18 protein-coding genes are annotated in these 21,941 nt (G+C 49.1%); 13 read left to right on the top strand and 5 right to left on the bottom strand.

Annotation, left to right across the window (positions count from 1 at the left end):
- The first annotated feature begins 165 nt into the window (after positions 1-165).
- On the top strand, positions 166-498 hold the full coding sequence (gene trxA, locus LFE_RS07830; RefSeq protein ID WP_014449687.1) for a thioredoxin: 333 nt from the start codon (positions 166-168) through the stop codon (positions 496-498).
- An 85-nt stretch (positions 499-583) separates the two neighbouring features.
- Positions 584-2,239, top strand: a complete 1,656-nt coding sequence (locus LFE_RS07825) for a DNA repair protein RecN (protein ID WP_014449686.1) — start codon at positions 584-586, stop codon at positions 2,237-2,239.
- 48 nt (positions 2,240-2,287) lie between these two features.
- On the opposite strand, the gene LFE_RS07820 is transcribed toward LFE_RS07825, so the two are convergent.
- The 5 genes from LFE_RS07820 to LFE_RS07800 form a co-directional block, all read right to left on the bottom strand.
- A complete protein-coding gene (locus LFE_RS07820) occupies positions 2,288-5,038 on the bottom strand; it encodes a UPF0182 family membrane protein (RefSeq protein WP_014449685.1) in 2,751 nt (916 codons plus the stop codon).
- 27 nt (positions 5,039-5,065) lie between these two features.
- Complete coding sequence (locus tag LFE_RS07815; RefSeq protein ID WP_014449684.1) at positions 5,066-6,529, bottom strand: aminotransferase class I/II-fold pyridoxal phosphate-dependent enzyme; 1,464 nt, start codon at positions 6,527-6,529, stop codon at positions 5,066-5,068.
- A 13-nt stretch (positions 6,530-6,542) separates the two neighbouring features.
- On the bottom strand, positions 6,543-7,463 hold the full coding sequence (speE, locus tag LFE_RS07810) for a polyamine aminopropyltransferase (RefSeq protein WP_041774920.1): 921 nt from the start codon (positions 7,461-7,463) through the stop codon (positions 6,543-6,545).
- A complete protein-coding gene (gene speD, locus LFE_RS07805) occupies positions 7,429-7,902 on the bottom strand; it encodes an adenosylmethionine decarboxylase (protein ID WP_014449682.1) in 474 nt (157 codons plus the stop codon). Before speD ends, speE begins: the two co-directional genes overlap by 35 nt.
- A 468-nt stretch (positions 7,903-8,370) precedes the next feature.
- Positions 8,371-8,946, bottom strand: coding sequence for a hypothetical protein (locus LFE_RS07800; protein WP_148272590.1), 576 nt, complete (start codon positions 8,944-8,946; stop codon positions 8,371-8,373).
- Positions 8,947-9,342: 396 nt separating this feature from the next.
- On the opposite strand from LFE_RS07800, the gene LFE_RS07795 reads away from it, so the two are divergent.
- The 11 genes from LFE_RS07795 (at position 9,343) to LFE_RS07745 (ending at position 21,870) form a co-directional block, all read left to right on the top strand.
- Complete coding sequence (locus LFE_RS07795; protein ID WP_014449680.1) at positions 9,343-9,717, top strand: TrbG/VirB9 family P-type conjugative transfer protein; 375 nt, start codon at positions 9,343-9,345, stop codon at positions 9,715-9,717.
- 54 nt (positions 9,718-9,771) lie between these two features.
- The gene (locus LFE_RS07790) at positions 9,772-10,488 is read left to right on the top strand and encodes a DUF3109 family protein (RefSeq protein WP_014449679.1); all 717 of its coding nucleotides are present in this window, start codon (positions 9,772-9,774) and stop codon (positions 10,486-10,488) included.
- Between the two features lie 36 nt (positions 10,489-10,524).
- Positions 10,525-10,989 (top strand): phosphatidylglycerophosphatase A family protein, encoded by a 465-nt coding sequence (locus LFE_RS07785; protein ID WP_014449678.1) that lies wholly within the window; start codon positions 10,525-10,527, stop codon positions 10,987-10,989.
- A gap of 173 nt (positions 10,990-11,162) precedes the next feature.
- A complete protein-coding gene (recA, locus tag LFE_RS07780) occupies positions 11,163-12,239 on the top strand; it encodes a recombinase RecA (protein ID WP_041774228.1) in 1,077 nt (358 codons plus the stop codon).
- 5 nt (positions 12,240-12,244) lie between these two features.
- Positions 12,245-14,899 carry an alanine--tRNA ligase gene (gene alaS / locus LFE_RS07775; protein WP_014449676.1) on the top strand — a complete coding sequence of 885 codons (2,655 nt, stop codon included), beginning with the start codon at positions 12,245-12,247 and terminating at the stop codon, positions 14,897-14,899.
- A 38-nt stretch (positions 14,900-14,937) separates the two neighbouring features.
- Entirely contained in the window at positions 14,938-15,528 is a 591-nt protein-coding gene (locus tag LFE_RS07770) for a RuvX/YqgF family protein (RefSeq protein ID WP_014449675.1), read from the top strand.
- Entirely contained in the window at positions 15,525-16,595 is a 1,071-nt protein-coding gene (mltG, locus tag LFE_RS07765; protein ID WP_014449674.1) for an endolytic transglycosylase MltG, read from the top strand. The genes LFE_RS07770 and mltG overlap by 4 nt, the downstream gene beginning before the upstream one ends.
- 101 nt (positions 16,596-16,696) lie before the next feature.
- Positions 16,697-19,426 carry a valine--tRNA ligase gene (locus tag LFE_RS07760; RefSeq protein WP_014449673.1) on the top strand — a complete coding sequence of 910 codons (2,730 nt, stop codon included), beginning with the start codon at positions 16,697-16,699 and terminating at the stop codon, positions 19,424-19,426.
- The gene (gene nadC, locus LFE_RS07755) at positions 19,419-20,294 is read left to right on the top strand and encodes a carboxylating nicotinate-nucleotide diphosphorylase (protein ID WP_014449672.1); all 876 of its coding nucleotides are present in this window, start codon (positions 19,419-19,421) and stop codon (positions 20,292-20,294) included. Before LFE_RS07760 ends, nadC begins: the two co-directional genes overlap by 8 nt.
- Complete coding sequence (locus LFE_RS13150; RefSeq protein WP_014449671.1) at positions 20,294-21,046, top strand: biotin--[acetyl-CoA-carboxylase] ligase; 753 nt, start codon at positions 20,294-20,296, stop codon at positions 21,044-21,046. Before nadC ends, LFE_RS13150 begins: the two co-directional genes overlap by 1 nt.
- On the top strand, positions 21,046-21,870 hold the full coding sequence (locus tag LFE_RS07745) for a type III pantothenate kinase (protein WP_014449670.1): 825 nt from the start codon (positions 21,046-21,048) through the stop codon (positions 21,868-21,870). The genes LFE_RS13150 and LFE_RS07745 overlap by 1 nt, the downstream gene beginning before the upstream one ends.
- Positions 21,871-21,941: the final 71 nt, after the last annotated feature.

The raw sequence follows: 21,941 nt of genomic DNA, 5'->3' as shown, positions 1-21,941 counted from the left end.
CCGGGATTCGCCTCATACAATAGCGGGATAGGAGATTAATCTGTCTTTTGTGATTTCCCTTGAACGTTATTGATCAAGCTTCTAGCTCTTCGGGAACTTTTGGGAAATCTTTCCCGTGATGGGTTGGGGTATGGTTTTTTCATTTAAAGCAGTGAAGGAGGGTTCATGGCAGGGTCAGTAAAGGAAGTTGGCAGTCAGGAGTGGGAAAAGGACGTCCTTGGATCAAAGGGACTGATGATGGTCGATTTTTGGGCTCCATGGTGTGGTCCTTGTCGCTCAGTTGCTCCTATTGTAGAAGAGCTTTCCGTCGAATATGCCGGAAAGGTCCAGTTTGTAAAGCTCAACACTGATGATAATCAGGATATTGCTGTACGATATCAGGTAATGGGTATTCCAACACTCATGTTCTTCAAGGACGGACAGATTGTTGATAAGGTTGTCGGTGCACAGAGCAAGAAAAACTTCAAAGATAAAATCGATACTCTTCTTGCTTCATAATCGTTGTTGATGCCTCAAATGATCGGGTGCCAGAGTTTTTTTGGCACCCGTTCATTTTCCTTCCGTATTTCCAGGGATATTCTTGATGCTTGAGTTTCTCAATATTCGTTCGATTGCCACGATTGATCAGAACATGATTTCTTTTGGACCGGCTCTGACAGTGGTGACTGGCGAAACAGGTGCGGGAAAATCATTGTTTGTTGATGCAATCGATTTTATTTCCGGAGGGAAACCCAAAGGTTTGAGCATAAGGCCAGGGCATAATGAAGGGGTTGTTGAGGCGGGATTTTCTCCTCTTGGGATCATACCGGAATTTATGAAAGACATTGTGTCTGAAAATGAGGATATCGTCATTCGGCGTGTCCTTCTTGAAAATGGGAGAACGCGCCAGACAGTTAATGGGCACTCTGTATCTGCTGGACAGTTGCTGGAGGTTGGGCGGCTTTTACTCGATATTGTAGGTCAGGGAGAAAGTTTCCGGCTTCTTGATGCTCGCCTGAATCGAAAAATTCTGGATGTTTTTTCGGAAGCAGAGTCTTTGGTCGAAGATTATGAGGTTCTCCGGTCAAAAAGGAAATTGCTTCTTGCCGAGCTTGATCGCCTCTCGGAGATTGAGGGAAGGCTCCTAGCAGAAAAAGATTCCATGATGGAGAAATTTGACGACAGGACTCTTCTTTCCCCCGTGGAGGGAGAGTGGGCAGCTCTTTCTGATCTTCTTTCGGCACATCAACATGCAAAGGAGCTGGAAACCTGTGTCGGGAACATTATCGATACTGTTTATGATGGAGATGTTTCCGTTCTGGGGCAGCTGAGGCATCTGGAGGCGGAGCTCAATCGCTTGACCGAATATGATAGCCGATTGATTGGAATCCATAAGTTGCTTGCAGAGTCCATGACCATTCTTCGGGAACTTTCGGGAGATGCCAGAAGTTATCTTGAAAATCTTGAATTTGATCCCCAAGAGGCGTTGAGAGTTGAGACTCGGTTTGATCTTTACCAGAGGTTATCAAGAAAATATCGGGTAGATCCTCAACAATTATGGAGTTTTTTTTCGGATATCACTCTTCCCCCCTCGGATGAGATTGAGGCACAATTGGCTACAACGCGTTCCGAGATTGGGACTGTTGAGGATGAGCTTTTTGTGCTTTCAGGATTGATCCGGGAGAAGAGAATTGAAGGGGCAAGGAAGCTTGAGCCCATGATGAAAGATCGCCTCACGAAGCTTAAGCTTGAAAATGCCGTTTTTATCGTTGACAGGATGGATCTTCCCCAAGGAGATTTTCCTCCGGGAGGGGCGGATTCTGTCCGATTCCTTTTTTCAGCCAACCCAGGCATTCCTCCCAAGCCCCTTGATGAAGTTGCTTCGGGTGGAGAGGTTTCGAGACTTCTTTTGGTATTGAAATGGATTCTTTCAGACAGGGATGCAGGATCAACCCTTATTTTTGATGAGGTCGATTCCGGAATCGGCGGAGAGGTTGGAGAGGTATTGGGAGACCTTTTGTCAGAAATTGCCCAACACCGTCAAGTGGTGACGATCACTCACCTGCATCAAGTTGCCAGAAAAGGGAATGCCCATTTGCTTGTTCAGAAAAACCTGGTCGGGGATATCGTTCAGTCGAGTGTTCGTGAGATTGAAGGAGAGGTCAGGGTGGGAGAGATTGCCAGAATGTTGGGAGGGGATGCAATGTCTCCTTCGACAAGACTTCTTGCCCGAGAACTTTTACAAGACCGTTTGGGGTAATCCGCACGAAAGAATCCTTTCTGACTCTTCTCTCTCCCATCTTGTTTTCTAGGGGTGTTTTCTAATGGTATTCAGGATTTTTTTCATATCAGCTCCCAGTCTCTGAAGATCTCCATTTCTAAGGGCCCCGTCAGCATCTTTTTCTAGGGCATGGAGTTCTACCCATCCATCTTCTTCCCCAATCCTGGATCGGACTTCATGTTTTTGTGGTGGATTGGCTTCATTCCCGGAAGCGTTGTTAAAAAGGGCGTCGATCGCTTCAGAAAGCGTTTTTCTCATCACGACACGATCACCCATCGAGACAATAACCCTCCTGAGCTCCGGAAGTGCTCCCTGACTGGTGGCCTCAAGATACAGTGGTTCTACATAAAGGAGTGTGCCCGCAACAGGAATGATGAGAAGTGTTCCCCTGACAACATGTGATCCTTGCTGATTCCATAAGGTGAGCTGTTTTGAAATGGGCCCCCTCTGGTCTATGCGGGCTTCGATCTGATCAGGTCCGTAAATGAGTCTTTCCTTGGGAAAGGTAAAGACCTTCATTCCGCCAAGGTGTTTTCCATCAGACCGCCCGACGAGCCATGCGGAAAGATTCTGGCGTTGTGATGGGGTGTAGGGAAGCATCAGGACGTATTCTTCCTTGCTGGAGCCAGGGAGTCTCATGACGGTGTAGTAAGGGCTCATCGACTGCTCATTTCGTGTGGGCAGGTCCCAGAGATCTTCCCTATTAAAAAAAGTATGCGGATCTGTCATGTGATAAGACTCATAGACTTTGGCAAGAATCGAGAAAATACCCGGGGGAAAGCGAAGATGGCTTTCAAGGTCCGTTCCCATCATTTCCATCGGTTTGTAGAGATCCGGGAAAATTGCCCTGTAGGTGGCAATCATGGGGTCACTGGGGTCTGTTACATAAAAGGTTGGTATTCCTGACTGGGGATCGACTATGACTCGGACCGGATTATGGATCATGTTGATTTCCCGGTGCCAGCTTCCCAACGCAGACAGATGTCCACCCGCGAAATGAGACCTCGGGTTGATCATGGCCAATGGACCCGGAACTTCCTTTGAATATGGGACATGAGAAGATGTTGTGTATGCATCAATCATCCAGAGTAATCGGCCGTGAGCGGTGACAATCGGGACGGGATCAGGGTCCAGTGTAAGGTAGGGCGCTAGGTTATGGACGATTGTAAAAATGTTGCGATGGAAAAGAATCCGACTTTCAGGGGTAATGGCATCGGAGAGAAAGATTTTGGGTGTTCCGAAATGATAACTGAACAAGATCTTCCTCATGGTTGAGGATAATCTGATTCCACCCTTGCCGTTATAGTGGCTGTAGACATTTTTATTTCCGCTGGGATAATCAAATTCACCGACTTGTGTATTGACAATCGCATAGGGCAAGTTCCGGTCCGCAAAATAGATCCTTGAATGTTTGAGTGGAAGGGATGCGGGTGTCTCCGGTGGGATATTTCTGATCCAGAAGATAGGGAGTCCCTCGTCTGTTACCCTGTTGACCGGAGCCATGATCAATCCATGTCCATGTGTATAGGCCAGATGAAGATTAATCCAGTTAGGCGAAGGCAGGTTGCTGTAAGACAGCTCCCGTGGTGCCAGAAGAACCTGCCTGAGTTGCCCATTGACCGTGTAACGGTCGGGTGCCAGCAAGGGGAATTGATAGTAAGTCCGTATTTGTTGCAATTGTCTGACTGTCGTCAAAAGGGGACGATGATCCCAGAGCCGGATATTATTGATGGTGGGTGCATTTTTTTCAAAATCCTGTTGGCTGGGTGTCTTGAGTTCCGAAATATGTTCCACTTTTACCCGGTCGAGCCCATAAGCCATTCTCGTCCACTGGATATTTTTTTCGATATAAGGCTTTTCCCGATGGAACTGGTCAGGCAGAACGACAAATCGCTCAAGCATATCAGGATAAATGACTGCTCCGATAAAGTATGCTGCCGCCGCAGTGGTTCCAAGTCCGAGTGGAAGGAGACTCTTTGACTCTGAAAATGCTGCAAGAAGACAGGCAGCCGTTGTCAGAAATGCCATGATCGATGCGAATAGGAGTGCAGGTATTGTTGAGTGAGTCTCTGTATAGCCTGGTCCAGTGATCATTTCATGTGTTTTTGTCAAAAGATCATACCGTTCAAGGAAAACCGATAATCCGAGAGATCCGACTGCTACGGCCAGAAGAAAGAAAAAACGCTTTCTATAAATGGGTTCAAAATGAAAACCTGTCTGAGAGGCCCTCAGAAATCCGGTTAGTTTTCCCAAAATGAGTGAGACAATGACGGATATGATCAGGACTGCAGTCGTGAAGTTAACGAGAGGTTCCCAAAAAGGCAGGTCAAACAAGTAAAAAGAGAGCGGGTGATGAAAGACCGGGTCAGATGGGCCGCCATTGGCTGCCTTGATAACAGATAGGAACGACAGCGCCGAGTTGGGGTCAGAGAACCCTTCTCCCACAAAAAGAGAGAGCAGGAAGATGGCAATGGTGAGGGTCTTTCTGATCCCGGCAACAGGAATTTCCTGCAGCCTTGGACCTACCCGGATGGTGATGGGAGGTATCTTCCCCGGAATGGTTCTGAGTGCGGAGAAAAGAGTGATGAAGAAAAGGCTTCCGAAGATGATACCGGAAAGGAGCCGAGCCCAGAAGTATGTCCAGAAGATTGACAGGGCGTTCAGGGATGAGAACCACAGATAGTCCACGGATTCGTCCATGAGTGTTTCTATGGCCCACCCTGAACCAATGAGAAGGATGAGCAAGAGCCATGGACCATTTCTGACAAGACGATTCATCGGGACCTCTGGAGAGTAAGGGAAGAATCAGACGATATTGATCAATCTGTTGTCTGAGTCAAGACCATCAAGTGTGGCCCCTGTTTCACGCATGAGGATCAGGTGGTCGAGTACTGTTTGTGTTATTTCTTCTCCCGGAATCAGAAGGGGGATTCCCGGAGGATATACGGTCACAATGTCTGCAGCGGTTTTTCCAAGGGCCTCTTCAAGAGGAACGGATTGATGGGAGGAAAAAAAGGCTTCCCTGGGATTCATCCGTGAAGAGGCAATGGCATAAGGTGGCTTGACATTGATTGGAATGATCGATTTTAACGTCATGGCTTGGTGTGAGATGGCCTCCATCGCTCGAACCAGCCGGTCAAGATCTTCCCTGTGATCTCCGATACTGACAATGACCAAAACATGGTGGAGATCGGCCATTTCAACCTGAATGCCAAATTCGTGGTTCAGTTTTTGTGAGACCTGATAGCCGGTCAGTCCGATTCCTTTCACCCCAATCGCAAGCTTGGTCTCGTCAAGGTCGTTATCCCCTCCGGAGGCTGCTTTCACTTCATCTCGGTCAATACAGGTCAGTCCGGGGATCTTCCGAATCCGCTCCCTGGCTTTTCTGGCAAGGTCGATTGCCTTGCTCAGGAGTTTTTTTCCTTCCGTGGCCATTTGCATGCGAGCCAGATCAAGGGATGCCATCAATATGTAGGAAGGACTTGTTGTTTGAAGGTATCGGAGGACGCTGGTCAATCGTTCGATGTCAATATTCGCTTTTTTTGCATGCAGAATGGACGCTTGAGTCATTCCGCCGATGATTTTATGGGTGGACTGAACGCAAAGATCGGCGTTTGAAGCCATAGCACTGGGCGGCAGGTCATCATGAAAGTGGAGATGGGGGCCATGTGCCTCATCCACAAGAACGGTTACTCCGCGGCTATGCGCCTCTTGAATGATGGTGGGGAGATCCAGTGTGACGCCATAATAGTTTGGGGAAGTTAAAAAAAGCTTTTTGGCTTCAGGATGACGGTTCATTGCCTGAATAATGGTGTCTGTCCTGTCATTCAGCAGCAAGTCGCAGTCCGGAGTGGATTGAAGCGGAATGAAGATGGGTTTGCAATCGGTCATGATCAAGCCGGAGACCACTGACTTGTGGAGGATGCGAGTGAGCAGAATAGGCTCCCCCGGTTTCATCACGGAGAGAATCATGGCCTGATTCCCCCCGGATGTTCCGTTGACGAGGAAAAAAGATTGGTCCGCTCCATAGATGTCCGCGGCCAGTTCCTGTGCTTCCCTGATTACTCCGCGAGGTTTTTGGAGGGAGTCAACCTCATCGAGGCAGGTCAGATCTATGGAAAAGACCTTCGGTCCGACAAATTTCCGAAAACGGGTCGAGATTCCCTTTCCACTTTTATGGCCTGGTGTATGGAAAGAGACCTTTCGACTCTCGGCAAGCGCCACCATCGCGTCAAATAGAGGTGTCCGATTATGATCGTATGGAGTCATGTCAGCCGATTAATTAATGGTAAGAGAAAATTGGACGGTTATCCTCAATTACAACATTCGTGGAAGAGAGTTCTTTCCGAATATGTTTGGGGAGGCTGAAGAGACCCTGGTGACAAATCCCGTCATAAAAATCATTGGTTCCCTGCATTCTTTCAAGGATCATCGAGTCAACGCTGTTGGAGTCAAATTTGCGTGGATCCCTGTCTTTGCTGGCAACAATAAATCCCCATGGAAGGCCAAAAGAGGGGATGAATGCCTGATAGGGGGCCACCACCGGAAAGACGGAGGAAAGAGTCTGGAAGACAGCTCCGAAGTTAAAAAGATACGGAATGGCAGCTGTCCCGGCCTGGAGGGATAGTGTTCCCGATGGGCTCAGATGGGAGACAGCAATCTGGTAAAATTCTTTTGTATACAAGAGATAGGCAGGGCCTTCCTCGACCGGTTCCGATAGGTCCGTGATGATAACGTCGAAGGTATCCTTGGATTCCTCAAGATATTTCCTGGCGTCTGTGGCGATAACGACAGACCTTTGATCATCAAAGGACCCCTTGTGCCATTCCGGAAGATGTCTGCGGCTCAGTTCGATGACCTGATCGTCTATGTCGACCATAACCGCCTGTCTCACAGTCTTGTGGCGAAGGACCTCACGCAGTGTCGCTCCTTCGCCGCCTCCTATGATGAGAACTTTTTCCGGCCTGGGATGGGCAAGCATCGCAGGGTGGACCAATGCTTCGTGATAGATGAATTCATCGACCGAAGTGGACTGCATCTTGTCATCAAGAATCAGACATGTGCCGAATGCTCCGGACCTTAGGATATCCATCTTCTGGAAGTTTGTCCTGAGAGATACAACGAGCTCCGATAGCCCATGCATGTGCCCCAGGTAGGGTGAGGAGTACTCAATATACCACTTCGAAGTCCGAGGCTCGCTCATGATCAACCGTTTCCTCTCCTGGCAGTGTGTCTTTTGTCGTTGGTGCCTTTCCGGCGTCTTCAGATTTATGGGGGCGATGGATATTGTCTATCCCGATGATTCCCCTCTTGACTTCATGAATACTTGGGTTTCTGGAAGCAAATGCTTTTGCTAGCGCAATGGCTGCCACTTCCGGCTGGAGTGTGTCACCACAGGTAAAGACATCAACTGCGGCGTATTTATACTCAGGCCAAGTGTGGATCGCAAGGTGGGATTCGGCAATAACGACCACCCCACTAATGCCAAAAGGGCTGAATTCATGAAACTTGAAATCCACAATTGTAGCTTGAGCGTCGCGGGCAGCAGAAAGCATGGCTTCCTGTACAAACTGAATGTCGTTTAATCCGTCATTCTGGCAATCCTTGAGGTCAACGAGAAGGTGTGTGCCGAGAGCGTGCAATTCTTTCCTCCAATCTTTGGGCTAGGTCAGCCCAAATCCCTTGGGCCAGACAAAATGGAGACCCCACCCTCTAAAAGAAAAGGTGAAAAGTGGTCCCAGTTTATCCTTTAAGGGAATTAAAAATAATCTTTCCTGCCACATCCAATCGAACCTTCCGGCCGACATTTTGTGAACTCCTGTGTTTTTCCGGTCGTCAAATGAGATGCGGAGTGCCCGAAAGGAATTGACCGGATCTGTCTCTCGGCTCCCACTGTGAATTCTCGGGGCTTTTGTCCCTCATGTCAAACAGCGGCAATATCATACTCTTTTATTGAGCTATTTCAATACATGCTGCAAGCTGAGTTCGTTTTGAGGCTAAGTGTTTTTGATGATTGGATTTTATTCATGAGGTGAAGGGTTTTATGATCCGTTAAGCCATCAAAAGTCTCAAACGGGTCACAAAACCCCAAGGTCAAAGGAATAAATGGGTTATTTGACAGCCCATGAAATCACCGGTTCCGTATTAATCCTGTTGGCGAAATCCTGAAGAAATGTTGCAAAGGGAACCAGTGCAATTTGCTTGCTGTGACGAATGCGCACTTTTACATAGAGTGATTTGTCTCCCTGGACAAATGTTCCGACATCCTGGAGTTCAACCCATTTTCCATGAAATAGGTCTTTGATCATCATGGAAACAAAGACTCCCCTGTCAAAAACTCCATGATGGATAAGGTGTCCGTTTTTATCGTAGGATTTGACGACAATTCCATCCAGAAGTCTTGGTTCATGCCTGGGGTGCCAGAATCGGAAGGTGACCTCATTGGCGTTTTTGAAAATTGCATTGCGGGGGATGGCAACGATCCTGCCATTGGGATCCCTGTATGGTTTTGTCTTGGTGATATCAATGAAAAGATTTTGATAGTTGATGATGTGTTTCGGGGAGAAGCTTGTTTTTCCATCAAACGCTGAGATGTGTTTGTTTGAAACCATCAGCACTCCGGTCGTCTCCTTTGCTGAAGAGAGAGATGGCACAAGGAGAGTGGTGGAAAACAAGAGAGTTGCCATTGAGAAAATTCCTCGGAACCACGAGAGACCCTTTTTTGATGTTTCTCTGGAAAATGTCATGAAATCTCCTTTTTTATTACAAAAGGTTTTTGATGGATGTTTTTTTGGGCAGTTCACCGAAGTTCAGTCTATCATGAATTTTTGGCCAGTTTGCAATGCTGAAACAATATGAAACATGACTGATCTTCCCCTCGGGGCATGGAAGAGAATGCTTTTGGGGGGCAGCTTTTTAATCTCCCAGCCTCTTTAAAACATCCTTAATCTTTTTGCTGAAACCATCCTTGCCACAGCAAATAACTTCTGTCAAACTTGACTGTGGAACTTTGTATTCCCTGTGTTTTTGCGAGATACACTCAATCCATCCGTTCACGGCCACTTCTGACGAGGGAGAATTTTGTGCGTTTGTTTGCTCTTTCCAGAATTTTCAAGGGAACACTTTCTTTGGGGCTTTTATTTGTTGCCGCGGGTTGCTCTTCAGGGGGGCCTTCCTATTTATTGATCGAGTCGACAGGAGATGATGCGGCAGGCCCCAGTATCCATTGCGCGATTGACCATGTCTGTGCCATTGAACTCAAGTCGGGGCAAAGAATTCGGGATATGCAGGTTGGTTCCTCCAGTGGATGGACGATTACTCGATCGACCTCCGGGGAAAATGATACATCACGTTCTGTTCTGATGATTGAAGCAACAGACAAGGCAAGGAAAAGCAATATCCTGATCACGACAAATGAGGGCACCCTGAATTTCCAGCTGATCCCTTTGAAAAAGTAGTTCTACTAACCTTTCAGAAGCATGCGCTTCTGAACCCCCTTGAAAGAGCAAACAATGTCCAATGCGGCTTTTATTCCCTTTCCGTCACGTGAGATACCTTATGTCAGAATCAATGGAGTCCTGGTCGATCCACAGCTTTGGATGACTGTTTATGACTGTAATGTGACAACTCAAAACTGTCATTCTATGTGCTGTTATCGATCCAATATTTTGGCCCCAGGGGAGGCGGACCGGATTTTCCCCCATATGGAAGGGATTCTGCCCTATATGACCCCCCAAAAACAAAAGATCTTTGAAAAGAGGGGGACATTCGTCGCAGACTGTCGAACCCAGTGCCCTGATGGATGTGAGCTTGACGGAGATGAAGTCCTTGCGATGGCCAGGGCGATCGATCTTGAGTCGGACTACCGCTGTAACGAGATTGTGCGGCAGGGAGGGGAAGGCGGTGAAGAAATGGACTCCTGTATTTTTTTGACAAAAAATGACCGGATGGAAAATGTTTGCTCGATTCATGCCTATGCCATCGATCAGGGAATGAACTGGATGGCGCTCAAACCACTTGATTGTGTCCAGTATCCTCTGGGTGTCTATAACAAGGATGGGGAAACGATCCTCCGATCCCAGTCAACTCCCTACCTCTCCCACCTTCCTTGTCACGATAGCGGAATCGGTCCGCTTATGTACCGCTCGATGGAAGGCACTATCCGATTTTTGATGGGGGATGATTTTTTCGTGGCTCTGGACCATCATGTCCGAAGTCTTGGTTTGTAAGATCCGGAAAGGAATGCTGTTTATCAGGCTGGCCGAATGAAATGGGTCTATACCGTCTTCGGCCTTGGCTATTTCCCTTATGGTCCAGGAACCATAACCAGTCTGGCAACAGTTGTCGTTTGGGCACTCTTTCCAAGTCCGGCGTTCACAACCAAGATCCTTTTGATCCTTGTCATTGTTCTCCTTGGTCTTTTTGCAAGCCATAAGGCTGTTGCCGAGCTTTCTGATCCGGACCCTTCCTGTGTCGTCATCGATGAAGTTGCGGGCCAACTTGTCGCACTTTCAATCTTACCCCACACTCCTTCAGGAATGATGCTGGCATTTTTTCTATTTCGTGTTTTTGATATCAAAAAACCCTGGATCATCGCTGATCTGGAGCGATTGCCAGGAGGGTTGGGCATTATGGCGGACGATGTTCTTGCAGGTTTGGTCGCAGGTCTTCTTGGACAGCTTATTTTTATCGGTCTCAATGCCGGAGCCTCCTTTCAGCCCCATTTTTAGTGGAAAAGAGTTTTTCTATTTCAACATGGGGGGGCTTTTGGTGTAAAATGGAGAACCGTCTGGATTGAATGAATTTTTGTGGGTGGAATTATAGTCTGTTTTGAATGTGGCATTCTGCCACGCGATATCGTACTGATGATTGCGAAATACCTGCTGGTATTTCGGAAGGGGGAATGTTGGCCGAAGAAAAAGAAGTAAATCGTCAAAGATCATTGGAACTTGCCTTGTCCCAGATTGAAAAGCAATTTGGTAAAGGTTCGATCATGCGGCTGGGAAAAGATCAGCCTGTTGTGGTTGTTCCGGCGATTCCGACAGGATCGCTTTCGCTTGATCTGGCACTGGGTATTGGCGGATATCCTCGGGGAAGGGTTGTCGAGATCTTTGGCCCGGAGTCATCCGGAAAGACGACATTGACCCTCCAGGCAATCGCGGAAGTTCATAAACGGGGTGGGATAGCAGCCTTCATTGATGCTGAGCATGCTCTTGACATCAGTTATGCGAGAAAGCTTGGGGTCAAGACGGAAGATCTGCTGATTTCCCAGCCGGATACAGGGGAACAGGCTCTTGAAATTGCAGAGACACTCGTTCGTTCCGGATCCATTGATCTTGTTGTGGTTGATTCGGTAGCTGCACTTGTTCCAAAGGCAGAACTTGAAGGAGAAATGGGGGATTCCCACATGGGGCTTCAGGCGAGACTTATGAGCCAGGCCCTTCGAAAGCTGACCTCCTCGATTTCAAAATCGAATACGACCGTTATTTTCATCAATCAGATCCGGATGAAAATCGGTGTGATGTTCGGCAATCCCGAAACAACCACTGGTGGAAATGCTCTGAAGTTCTACGCTTCCGTTCGTTTGGACATACGGAGAATCGAAGCGATCAAGGATGGGGATCAGGTCCTTGGAAACAGGGTAAGGGTTAAGGTTGTCAAAAATAAGATGGCTCCTCCCTTCAGACAGGCGGAGTTTGACATCAGCTTCAATGAGGGGATTTCCCGAATTGGCGAACTCATCGACCTTGGTGTTGAGAATGGGGTCCTTGAAAAAGCAGGCTCATGGTATTCTCTCGGAACGGAAAAAATAGGCCAGGGTAAAGAGGCTGTCAAAAGTTATTTCAAATCACATCCTGATGTAGCGCTCAAGGTTGAGGTGGCTTTGCGGGAAAAACTGTCAATGCCTTCTTTGCCATTCGATCAGACTGGTGCACCTCCGGCCAATCCGTCGACAGGTGCGAGAAAGGGGCGTGAGTAAAACCCATGACATCCTGGGAAATCAGGCAGAAGTATCTGCATTTTTTTGAATCACGGGGCCATGCTGTCACACCTTCATCCTCACTGATTCCAGCGGGGGATCCGACCCTGTTGTTTACGAACGCCGGGATGGTTCCTTTCAAGGATATCTTTTTGGGACTTGAATCGCCCAGGACTTCCCGTGCTGTTTCTATCCAGAAATGCATTCGGGCCGGCGGAAAGCACAATGACCTGGACAGGGTTGGTTTTACCAGGAGACATCATACCTTTTTCGAGATGATGGGAAATTTTTCTTTTGGAGACTACTTCAAATCAGAGGCCATTGCCTATGCCTGGGAATTTCTGACACAAGAGCTTGCCATCCATCCGGATCGACTTTGGATAACGATCTTTCGGGATGATGATGAAGCCATGGCCTTATGGTCGGCCCTTCCGGGAGTCGATCCCTCCCGGATTGTTCGTCTGGGGGAAAAGGACAACTTCTGGCAAATGGGGGACACGGGTCCTTGCGGCCCATGCTCAGAGATTCTGGTGGATCAGGGGCCAGCGTTTTCCTGTGGATCTCCTGACTGTATGGTTGGGTGTGACTGTGACCGGTATCTGGAAATCTGGAACCTTGTTTTTATGCAGTTCAATCGCTCAAAAGATGGAGTCCTGACGCCACTTCCCAGACCATCGATTGACACAGGAATGGGACTTGAGCGAATTTCCGCAATTATGGCGGGAGCAACAAGTAATTACGAGACAGATCTTTTTCTGCCGCTGATCAACTCCATTTCCGAGAAAGCCAAGGTTCCCTATGAAAATGGAAATGGCCCATTGGACTATGCGTTTCGGGTGATCGCCGACCATCTTCGTTCCGGCGTTTTCCTTCTTCATGAAGGAGTCATTCCATCGAATGAAGGACGGGGTTATGTCCTCAGAAGGATCCTGCGCAGGGCCATCCAGTTCTCCCTGGAACTGGAATTGCCTTCTCCTGTTCTATCGAACCTTGCAAGACAGACAGTGATTATGATGCATCAACCCTATCCTGAGCTAGAGCAATCCCTATCGAGGATAGAGGCGGTTCTTTCCCACGAAGAAGACCGTTTTACAAGGACCCTCTCCGAAGGACTTCCTGTACTCCGCGGATTTATTGACGAAGTGATTTCCCGAAATGAAAAGGTTCTTCCCGGGGAGATGCTATTCAAGCTCCATGACACGCATGGTTTTCCCATCGACGTCTGTGAGGATGTCGCAAGACATCAGGGGATTCATCTTGACTTCAAGGGCTTTGAAGAAAAGATGGAAGAACAGCGGGAAAGGGGGCGTCAGTCCTGGGTTGGGAAAAAAGAGGACTTTCCTGTTCCGTCGTCTCGCATTGCGACTCCTGTTTCCTTCTTGGGGTATGAACGGGATCAGGTAATGGGGGAGGTGTTGCTCCTCGTAAGGGATGGAAAAGAGGTCCCTGAGGTTCATGAGGAGGAGGATGTTTCGATCGTTCTCACTCCAACGGTTTTCTACGGAGAAGGAGGAGGACAGGTTGGGGACCGTGGCCTTTTGCGGGGTCCTTTTGGTCAAATTACCGTTTCAGGTACGAAAAAACCTTGGCCAGGATGGATCCTCCTTGTGGGCAAAGTGTCAAGTGGAACCATTCGGAAAGGGGAACTCGTTGACCAGCAGGTGGATCTCATTGCCCGACGGCAAACAGAAATCCATCATACGGCAACCCACCTTCTTCATGCCGCTTTAAGGCAGGTTCTTGGTGAGCATGTTCGTCAGGCTGGTTCTTTGGTGACACCTGATCGACTGAGGTTTGATTTTTCGTCACCCCATCCGGTTTCAAAAGATGATCTTCTGGAGATAGGGACTCTTGTCAATGAATGGGTCCGACTCGACCGGCCTGTTAATGCATTGGAAATGGAGAAGGCGAAGGCGCAGGAAGTTGGGGCACTGGCTTTTTTTGATGAAAAATATGGGGATATTGTCCGTGTCGTTTCTGTGGAAGGAACTTCGACCGAGTTTTGCGGAGGGACCCATGCCAAGCGCACCGGTCAGATTGGAACCTTTCTGATTCTTCAGGAAAGCGGTGTTGCTGCCGGGATCAGAAGAGTGGAAGCTGTTTGTGGATCTGCAGCCTATGACCGTATTCTTTCCTGGAAATCTTCCCTTGAATCTTTCGAGCAGGAGATGGGCGGTGTAAAATCCGATGAGGCTTTGTCTCGTCTTCTTGCCTTGAAGTCTGAGAGAGACAAGCTTTCGAGAGAAGTGGCCGCTCTCAAGACAAAACTTTTTGTTTCGGAAGATCGTCAGAGAGAGAAGGATTGGATCAAGCTGGATGGCCGATCATTCCTCTTTACAGATGTGGAGATCGATGAAGCCAAGGATTTGAGACTTCGTATTGATGCATTGAAGTCGAACGTCACCTCCGGTGCCGTTCTTCTCCTGGGTATTTTGCCGGACAGGGTGGTCCTTTTGGGTTGGGCTTCAGAGGATGTTGCAAAAAAATTCCCTATTTCCGATCTCGTAAAAAACTTTTCGATTCGCTTGGGTGGAAGAGGTGGTGGAAAACCAATCTGGGCGGAGGGTGGTGGCCCATTGCCGGACAATATGACGGCCCTCTTGTCTGAGATGCGCGAAGCAGCCATCCTGGCGTTTGAAGGCGCTTTTAAGGTCTCATAACCCTTTCGAGCCGACGGGAATGAACGGAGATTGTTTGAATGGTTCCTGATCCGATGACTCAATGGGAATTTCCCGCCGGTCAGGATTCTTTGCAGGGTGTTTCATTATCCGTTGGGGAAGGGGTTCTTCTGGGAGTCGATTGGGGTGATCGAAGGGTCGGATTTGCCCTTTCCGATCGCTCGCGGCGTTTTGCCTGGCCAATCGATCCTTTTATACGGAAAGTGCCGGGAAAGTTTTCCCATGTGAAGGATCTCTCTCTTGTGGAGTCTATTCGTAAACTGATTGCTGAGGAAGAAATCGTGGGCATGGTCTTTGGTGTTCCATACTACCATCTGTCCGGGGACAGTAACCCTAAGGCGCAGGATTTTCTTGAGTCGGGCCGAAAACTGTCCTCGGCGATTTCTCTACCGATCCTCTTTTGGGATGAGGGTCTATCTTCCGATACTGTCAGATCCAACCCCTTTACCCATCAGGGAAAGAAAAAGGGCCGATCTTTTTCTAAAGATCCATGGATTGACTCCCGAAGCGCTTCTCTGGTTCTTGAAAGCTTTCTGACATCGTGTGCACTCTGGTCAAAAAACAGAATGAACCAAGTCTTTTCCAACAAGTTCGGGGTTGACCCCGAATGAGCCCTGAACGGGAGGAAGGGGAGAGTGTGAACAACCACCCCTCTGAATCACTTCATCGTATTTTGGGAAAAAACCCCGTCCGATCCGTTTCCTGGATCTTTTTGATTGTGTTCGCCCTTTTCTCCGCATGGAATATCAACGCGCTCTTTTATGAAGGAAATACCCGCTCGCGCTCTATTCTCCTTGATGTGCTCCCCGGGGATTCCTTTCGGAAGGTCATCACCAAAATGTATGAGGAGGGAATCACCCATTATCCGGAAACGCTTGTTTTCTGGGGTGAGATCCTGGGAATTGATACCAATATCCGTTCGGGAGAATATGGGATTTCTGGAGATATGTCCCCGATTCGGGTGCTGATGGATTTGCATGAGGGACAGAAATACTTTTATAAGGTTACGATTCCGGAAGGCTTTACCCTGAATCAGGTGGCCAAGCGTCTTTCCTCGATCGGAATGGGGTCCCGCGCGGCCATTTTGAAAATCGCACAGGATCCGGCTTTTGTCAAAAGCCTCGGAATTGATTCTACATCCCTTGAAGGATATTTATTTCCCGATACGTATTTTTTCCCAAGAATGGCAACTCCAAGTGATGCATTCCGGATGATGGTTTCACGTTTTTGGCATGACATGAACAAGGATAAAAAACAGAAAATGGAGCGGGAGCACCTTTCAGTGGAAGAGATGGTTACTCTTGCATCCATTGTGCAGGAAGAAACCGGAAACCCCAAGGATATGCCCTATGTCGCGAGTGTTTTTATGAATCGCCTGACAAGGCATATGCGCCTCCAGAGCGACCCAACAGTCATTTATGCTCTTAATGGCAGAAGGCACTTGCACTCAAGAGATCTTCAGGTGGATTCTCCCTATAATACCTATAAATATCCAGGGCTACCTCCGACACCGATCGCAAGTCCCGGAGAGCAGGCCATAGAGGCGGTCCTCTCCCCCAGAGAAACGCCTTTTCTCTATTTTGTTTCGGATGGGCATGGTGGACACCTCTACGCAGAGACACTCAAGGATCAGGATGCCCATATCAGGAAGCTGATCCGGTCCAAAAAGGAGCCATAGACGGGCAGTTCTGGTGCGGTCAGGATACGGAGTGACCGAAAAGGTCGCATGATCGCCCACCGCAGTTCATTTTTTTGATTTTTATTGGAAAGGAATGTTTTTTGTCTACTTCAGAAAATCCACCATTTCAGGAAGATCCGGATTCCAACTCTTTTGGCCGTCTCTCAAGCCGCTATGAACCCGGAACCGTTGAACCACGCCAGCTTGTTGCACTTGAGACGTTCAGCCAGTCTCATCCCGGATCGCCTTCTGCGCCTTCCTTTTCGATGGTTATCCCTCCTCCGAATATTACGGGAAGACTTCATATGGGTCATGCGTTGAATTTGACTCTTCAGGACGTTGTTGCCCGATTCAGAAGAATGGAAGGGGATGATGTCCTCTGGATTCCCGGAACGGATCATGCGGGTATTGCCACCCAGAATGTTGTCGAGCGACAGCTCAGCAAAGAGGGAATTTCTCTCGAGAAAATTGGCAGGGAAGACTTTATCAAAAAAGTCTGGGAGTGGAAGTCCAGCATCCAGGGTGGCATTTTAGACCAGATCAGGAGACTTGGAGCCTCCCTGTCCTGGGATCATGAACGGTTTACGATGGATCCCGGTTTTTCCAAGGCTGTCACAAAGGTTTTTGTCAAGCTTCACGATGAGGGGTTCCTGTACCGTGGGGAACGGATGATCCATTGGTGTCCAAGATGCCTGACCGCCCTTTCCGATGTCGAAGTGACACATGTTGAGCAGACAGGGACCATGTACGAGTTCCGTTATGTGGATTCATCGGACAAAAGCCAGTTTCTGGTGGTGGCAACAACCCGTCCGGAGACCATTCCGGGAGATATGGCGATTGCGGTTTCCCCAGAAGATCCCCGCTATCTCTCCTGGATTGGCCGGACAGTTGTCACTCCTTTTGGTGGAAGAATTATTCCTGTCATTTCAGATCCTTCGGTCGACCGGGACTTTGGAACGGGAGTTCTCAAGATTACCCCCTCCCACGCCATGGTGGACTGGGAGATCGCCCAGCGTCATGGCTTGGGGAACTTCGAGGTCATTGATGCTCATGGTCGCATGAATCCGTCTTCTGGAAAGCTTTCAGGGCTGACCAGGGAAGAGGCCAGGGAGAGGGTTGTGAGCGATCTTGAGGGTCGGGATCTCCTGGTTTCCAAAAACCCATATCCCGGGACAATAGGCGTTTGTTATCGCTGCCAGACCGTTGTCGAGCCCAGGCTGTCGTTGCAATGGTTTGTGAAGATGGATCGTCTGGCGGAAAGTGCGATAGAAGTCGTGAAGGACCGGAAAATCCGTTTTTATCCCGATGGGTGGAAGAATACCTATTTTGACTGGCTTGTGAATATCCGGGACTGGTGTATCTCTAGACAGATTTTTTGGGGACATCCCATTCCGGCATGGCATTGTTCCGCATGCCATCATGTCACGGTCAGGGAAGATGTTCCCTCAAAATGTGAAAAATGCCAAAGTCCGGATATCCTGAAGGATCCGGACGTTCTTGATACCTGGTTTTCCTCTGCCTTGTGGCCGTTTGTGACAATGGGGTGGCCGGAAAAAACGGCCGATCTTGAACGTTTCTATCCCACAAGCCTTCTGGTGACAGGTTTTGACATCCTCTTTTTCTGGGTCGCCAGAATGGTGATGATGGGACTGCACCTTACCGGGAAGATTCCATTTAAGGACGTCTATATCCACGCTCTGGTCCGGGATCAGTTTGGTCAAAAAATGACCAAAAGTCGCGGAAATGTGGTGGATCCTCTTGAGATCATGGAAAAATATGGTACGGACGCTTTCCGGATGACTCTCGTCCAGATGGCTTCTCCGGGAAGGGACATTCGCCTCTCAACGGATCGTGTCGAAGGGTTCAGAAATTTTGTTTCAAAGTTGTGGAATGCGTTCCGATTTGTCGATCGTTCTGCTCAGGGAGAGCTTCTTCCAAAGGAACTTTACCCTGAAGAGGTCTCCGGGATCGCAAACCAGTGGATTCTCATCGAGCTTTCAAGATCTGTCCGGGAGATGCGTGAAGCCATTTCCTCCTACCGTTTTGATGAGGTGGCGAATACGCTTTACCACTTTACCTGGCATCAGTTCTGTGACTGGTATATCGAAGCATCCAAGCCATCACTCGATCTGCCTGACAATGACCCCCTCCGGATCGAAACCCGCAGGACACTTCTTTACACGGCCTCTGTCCTGCTCAAGATGGCTCACCCGATCATGCCGTTTGTCACATCTGAAATCTGGAGCCTCTTCTTTCCGGATGAGCTTCCCATTGGCGCCCAGCGCTTCCCTGAATTCAAGAGTGAGAAATCCCCAGCTGAAACCAATTCAGCCGGATTTTCCAGAGTCATGACTCTGGTGGGTGAAATTCGTCAAATCAGAAGCCATCTCAAGATTTCCCCTGCCCAGGAAATTCCCGGTGTTTTTGTGATCAATGACAAAAACGGGGCAATCCTTGGTGAGAATATGGGACTTGTTTCCCGACTGGCAAAAGTCCGTCCCCTGGTTTCGGTTTCTCCCGAGGATGTTCCTCCAGGAATCAGGGCATCGGTTTCCGAAGGATTTGTTTCCCTTGATATTGCTGGCCTTGTTGATGTGAAAATGGAAGAGGTCCGTCTCAAAAAAGAGGTGGAAAAAGTCCGCCAGAAAAAAACATCGATCGCCCAGAGGCTGGCTAGCCGGGAATATCTCGATAAAGCCCCGCCGGAGGTGATTGAGAAAGACGAGCGGGCGAAGCAGGAGGCTGAGGATGAGGAGCTTGCAATCATCTCGGCCCTCGAGCAGGTCAGGATTCTTGTAACCCGAGATTTGGGAGGATCCGGCAATGGTTGATCTTGCGCCAATGATTTCCTATGACGAACAGCTCAAGCGATTTTTGCTGGAAGATGTTGGCAGCGGAGATGTTACAACACGCTCTGTTTTTTCTGGAGAGAGCCGCCGACGGAAGGTCACTGCAACGATTTTCGCTGAATCCGATGGTGTTTTTTGTGGCGGCCCCTTTGGTGCAAGGATCCTCTCGTTTTCCGATCCGGCAGCAACGTTTGACGCAATCCCCGATGGCCAGTCTTATCGTGCGGGGGAGCGTCTTGTTGTGATGGAGGGGGCTCTCGAGTCGATTCTTCTTTGCGAGCGTGTCATTTTGAACCTCCTGAAACATCTATCAGGGATCAGCTCCCTGACTTTCCTCTTTGTGGAGAAAGCGCGTCTTGGGAGAAACTCTGACCGCCCGCTGAGAATCACCGGAACAAGGAAAACCTTGCCGGGACTTCGGGACTTCCAGCGGTATGCCATACGGGCCGGTGGAGGAGATGATCACCGAATGAGGCTTGATGACGGCATTCTGATCAAGGATAACCACATTGCGGCTTCAGCCAGTCTTCCGGAGCTGATCGCTCGGGTCAGGAGGCAGGCTCCGCATCCATTGAGAATCGAGATGGAAGCCGACACCCCCGAGCAGGCGAGAGAGGCGTGTCGCCTCAAGGTGGATATTCTCCTTCTGGACAATATGTCTCCGGATCTTATGAAACAATTGATTCCGGAGCTTCGTTCCATCCATCCGGGTGTTCTTCTGGAGGTCTCCGGAGGAATTACCCTTGATCACATTCCCGCTCTTTCCACTCTGGATGTGGATATCCTGTCTGTGGGGGCATTGACGCACTCCGCTCCGGATGCATCCATGAGACTTGATCTTTTATCCTGATGCGCCAGTCCCTCCCGGAGGACCTTCTTCGCGAGGATCCGCCGCTTTTCCACTTTTCTGAAGTTCCCTCCACACAAAACTGGCTGAAGGAACGTCTTGAGAGCAATGCTTTTCCCCCCGCAACAGCGGTCGTTGCGGAGAGGCAGACCGCCGGACGAGGGAGACCGGGAAACACTTGGCACCATCTCCCGGGTAATCTGGCGATGTCCTTATGGATCCCTCAGGACAAGACAAGAATGGCACTTCCCTGGACAATCCTGACGGCACATTCTGTTTTATTGGTCCTGGAAAGGGCAATGGGAAAAGTTTTTGGGATCAAATATCCCAATGACATCATCATTCTGGAGTCCGGATTGAAAGTGGGAGGTATCCTCGTGGAATCCATGGGTGAGAAGGGGGATTTGATCGGAATCGGTCTCAACCGCAATACCCCTCCGATATCCGGTGCTGGCGGAATGGTTGTTTCCGGAAAACCATTGCCACCCGGTCCATTGGAGCTGCCATTTTGGATCCAGAATGTCATTCTTGAGCATTTTGGGGGTGGATTTTCGGCTCAGGATCTCCTGAGTTTTCTCGATGACCGGCTACTGTGGAAGGGGCAATGGATCTCCTTCAGCGAGGGAGGGAGAGGTGCCAGAATCGGAAAGATCCTGGGGTTGGGAGAACGTGGACATCTTCGTGTCCTGGATCCGCAAGGGATAGAGTTTCTCCTTCCTGTCACGGTCCGGGATGTGCGACGGGTTACCCCCTGATGAAATCCTTTCTCCCGGTAACCCTGACCTTTAAGGTAGGGATTTCCCGCTGTGTCGCGGTATTTTGGGAAAATGGAAGGACCATCCACTCCATCCGCACACTCAAAACACCTTCGGACGGCTCTCTTGTTCCGGAGTCCATTCTGGATGGCTATCTGGAAAAAGAACACCCCATCGAAAGGGTTTTCCTGTCATCGGTCAGCTCTTTCTGGAGTGCGTCTTTTTCTGAGTATTTCAGAAAACGTTTAAGCATAGCCCCTGTTCTCTTTTCTCTATCCACCTATCCCTTTCCCATCAACTATGCCCCCCCCGACTCCATGGGGTCAGACCGGTTGTTGTCCGTTTTGGGAGTTGTGGAGCGTTTTCCGCATTTTGTGGAGAAATCCTTTGCTGTCGCCGACTTTGGTAGCCATACGACAATGACGGTTTTCCATAACGGCCAGGTGATTGGTGGTTCGATTGCTTCCGGGATACCCCTCTCTCTCGGTGTGATTGGTGGCGGCCGTGTTGTTCTTGGTGACCCGGGAAGAACTCTTCGCCCTTCAAGAATTTCTTTTCCCGGAGGTTCGACCGAAGAGTCCATACAGGCCGGAACAGTCCTTGGGGCCGTTCGTTCGGTTGAGGGTCTCCTCTTTGATGCGGAGGATTCTCTTGGTTGCTCTCTTGAACTTTTTCTGACAGGTGGTCTTGCACCTATCGTGAAACCAATGTTCCATCGGCCTTGTTTTATGGATCGCCACCTTCTTCACCGGGGAGCCATCCGGCTTCTTCGGGGGGAATCGGAAGGTCAGATGACGCGATCAGATGCTCAGAAAAGCGTTTGACAGCAAATCGTCGATTTTTTTTGTTTTGACCAGATGATGTACAGTGTATGTCAAGATCTTTTTCAATGATA

This window comes from Leptospirillum ferrooxidans C2-3 (assembly GCF_000284315.1).
In the GTDB taxonomy this organism is placed as follows: Bacteria; Nitrospirota; Leptospirillia; order Leptospirillales; family Leptospirillaceae; genus Leptospirillum; species Leptospirillum ferrooxidans.
The sequence above is the reverse complement of the archived record's forward strand: the minus strand, read 5'-3'. Positions and strand labels throughout refer to the sequence as shown.

Coding starts and splice junctions, on each gene's coding strand:
- recA (WP_041774228.1), top strand. CDS start 11,163: ATGTTGGCCGAAGAAAAAGAAGTAAATCGTCAAAGATCATTGGAACTT.
- LFE_RS07790 (WP_014449679.1), top strand. CDS start 9,772: ATGTCCAATGCGGCTTTTATTCCCTTTCCGTCACGTGAGATACCTTAT.
- speE (WP_041774920.1), bottom strand. CDS start 7,463: ATGAGCGAGCCTCGGACTTCGAAGTGGTATATTGAGTACTCCTCACCC.
- LFE_RS07815 (WP_014449684.1), bottom strand. CDS start 6,529: ATGACTCCATACGATCATAATCGGACACCTCTATTTGACGCGATGGTG.
- LFE_RS07785 (WP_014449678.1), top strand. CDS start 10,525: ATGAAATGGGTCTATACCGTCTTCGGCCTTGGCTATTTCCCTTATGGT.
- trxA (WP_014449687.1), top strand. CDS start 166: ATGGCAGGGTCAGTAAAGGAAGTTGGCAGTCAGGAGTGGGAAAAGGAC.
- nadC (WP_014449672.1), top strand. CDS start 19,419: ATGGTTGATCTTGCGCCAATGATTTCCTATGACGAACAGCTCAAGCGA.
- LFE_RS07820 (WP_014449685.1), bottom strand. CDS start 5,038: ATGAATCGTCTTGTCAGAAATGGTCCATGGCTCTTGCTCATCCTTCTC.
- LFE_RS13150 (WP_014449671.1), top strand. CDS start 20,294: ATGCGCCAGTCCCTCCCGGAGGACCTTCTTCGCGAGGATCCGCCGCTT.
- LFE_RS07825 (WP_014449686.1), top strand. CDS start 584: ATGCTTGAGTTTCTCAATATTCGTTCGATTGCCACGATTGATCAGAAC.
- LFE_RS07770 (WP_014449675.1), top strand. CDS start 14,938: ATGGTTCCTGATCCGATGACTCAATGGGAATTTCCCGCCGGTCAGGAT.
- mltG (WP_014449674.1), top strand. CDS start 15,525: ATGAGCCCTGAACGGGAGGAAGGGGAGAGTGTGAACAACCACCCCTCT.
- alaS (WP_014449676.1), top strand. CDS start 12,245: ATGACATCCTGGGAAATCAGGCAGAAGTATCTGCATTTTTTTGAATCA.
- LFE_RS07800 (WP_148272590.1), bottom strand. CDS start 8,946: ATGGCAACTCTCTTGTTTTCCACCACTCTCCTTGTGCCATCTCTCTCT.
- LFE_RS07745 (WP_014449670.1), top strand. CDS start 21,046: ATGAAATCCTTTCTCCCGGTAACCCTGACCTTTAAGGTAGGGATTTCC.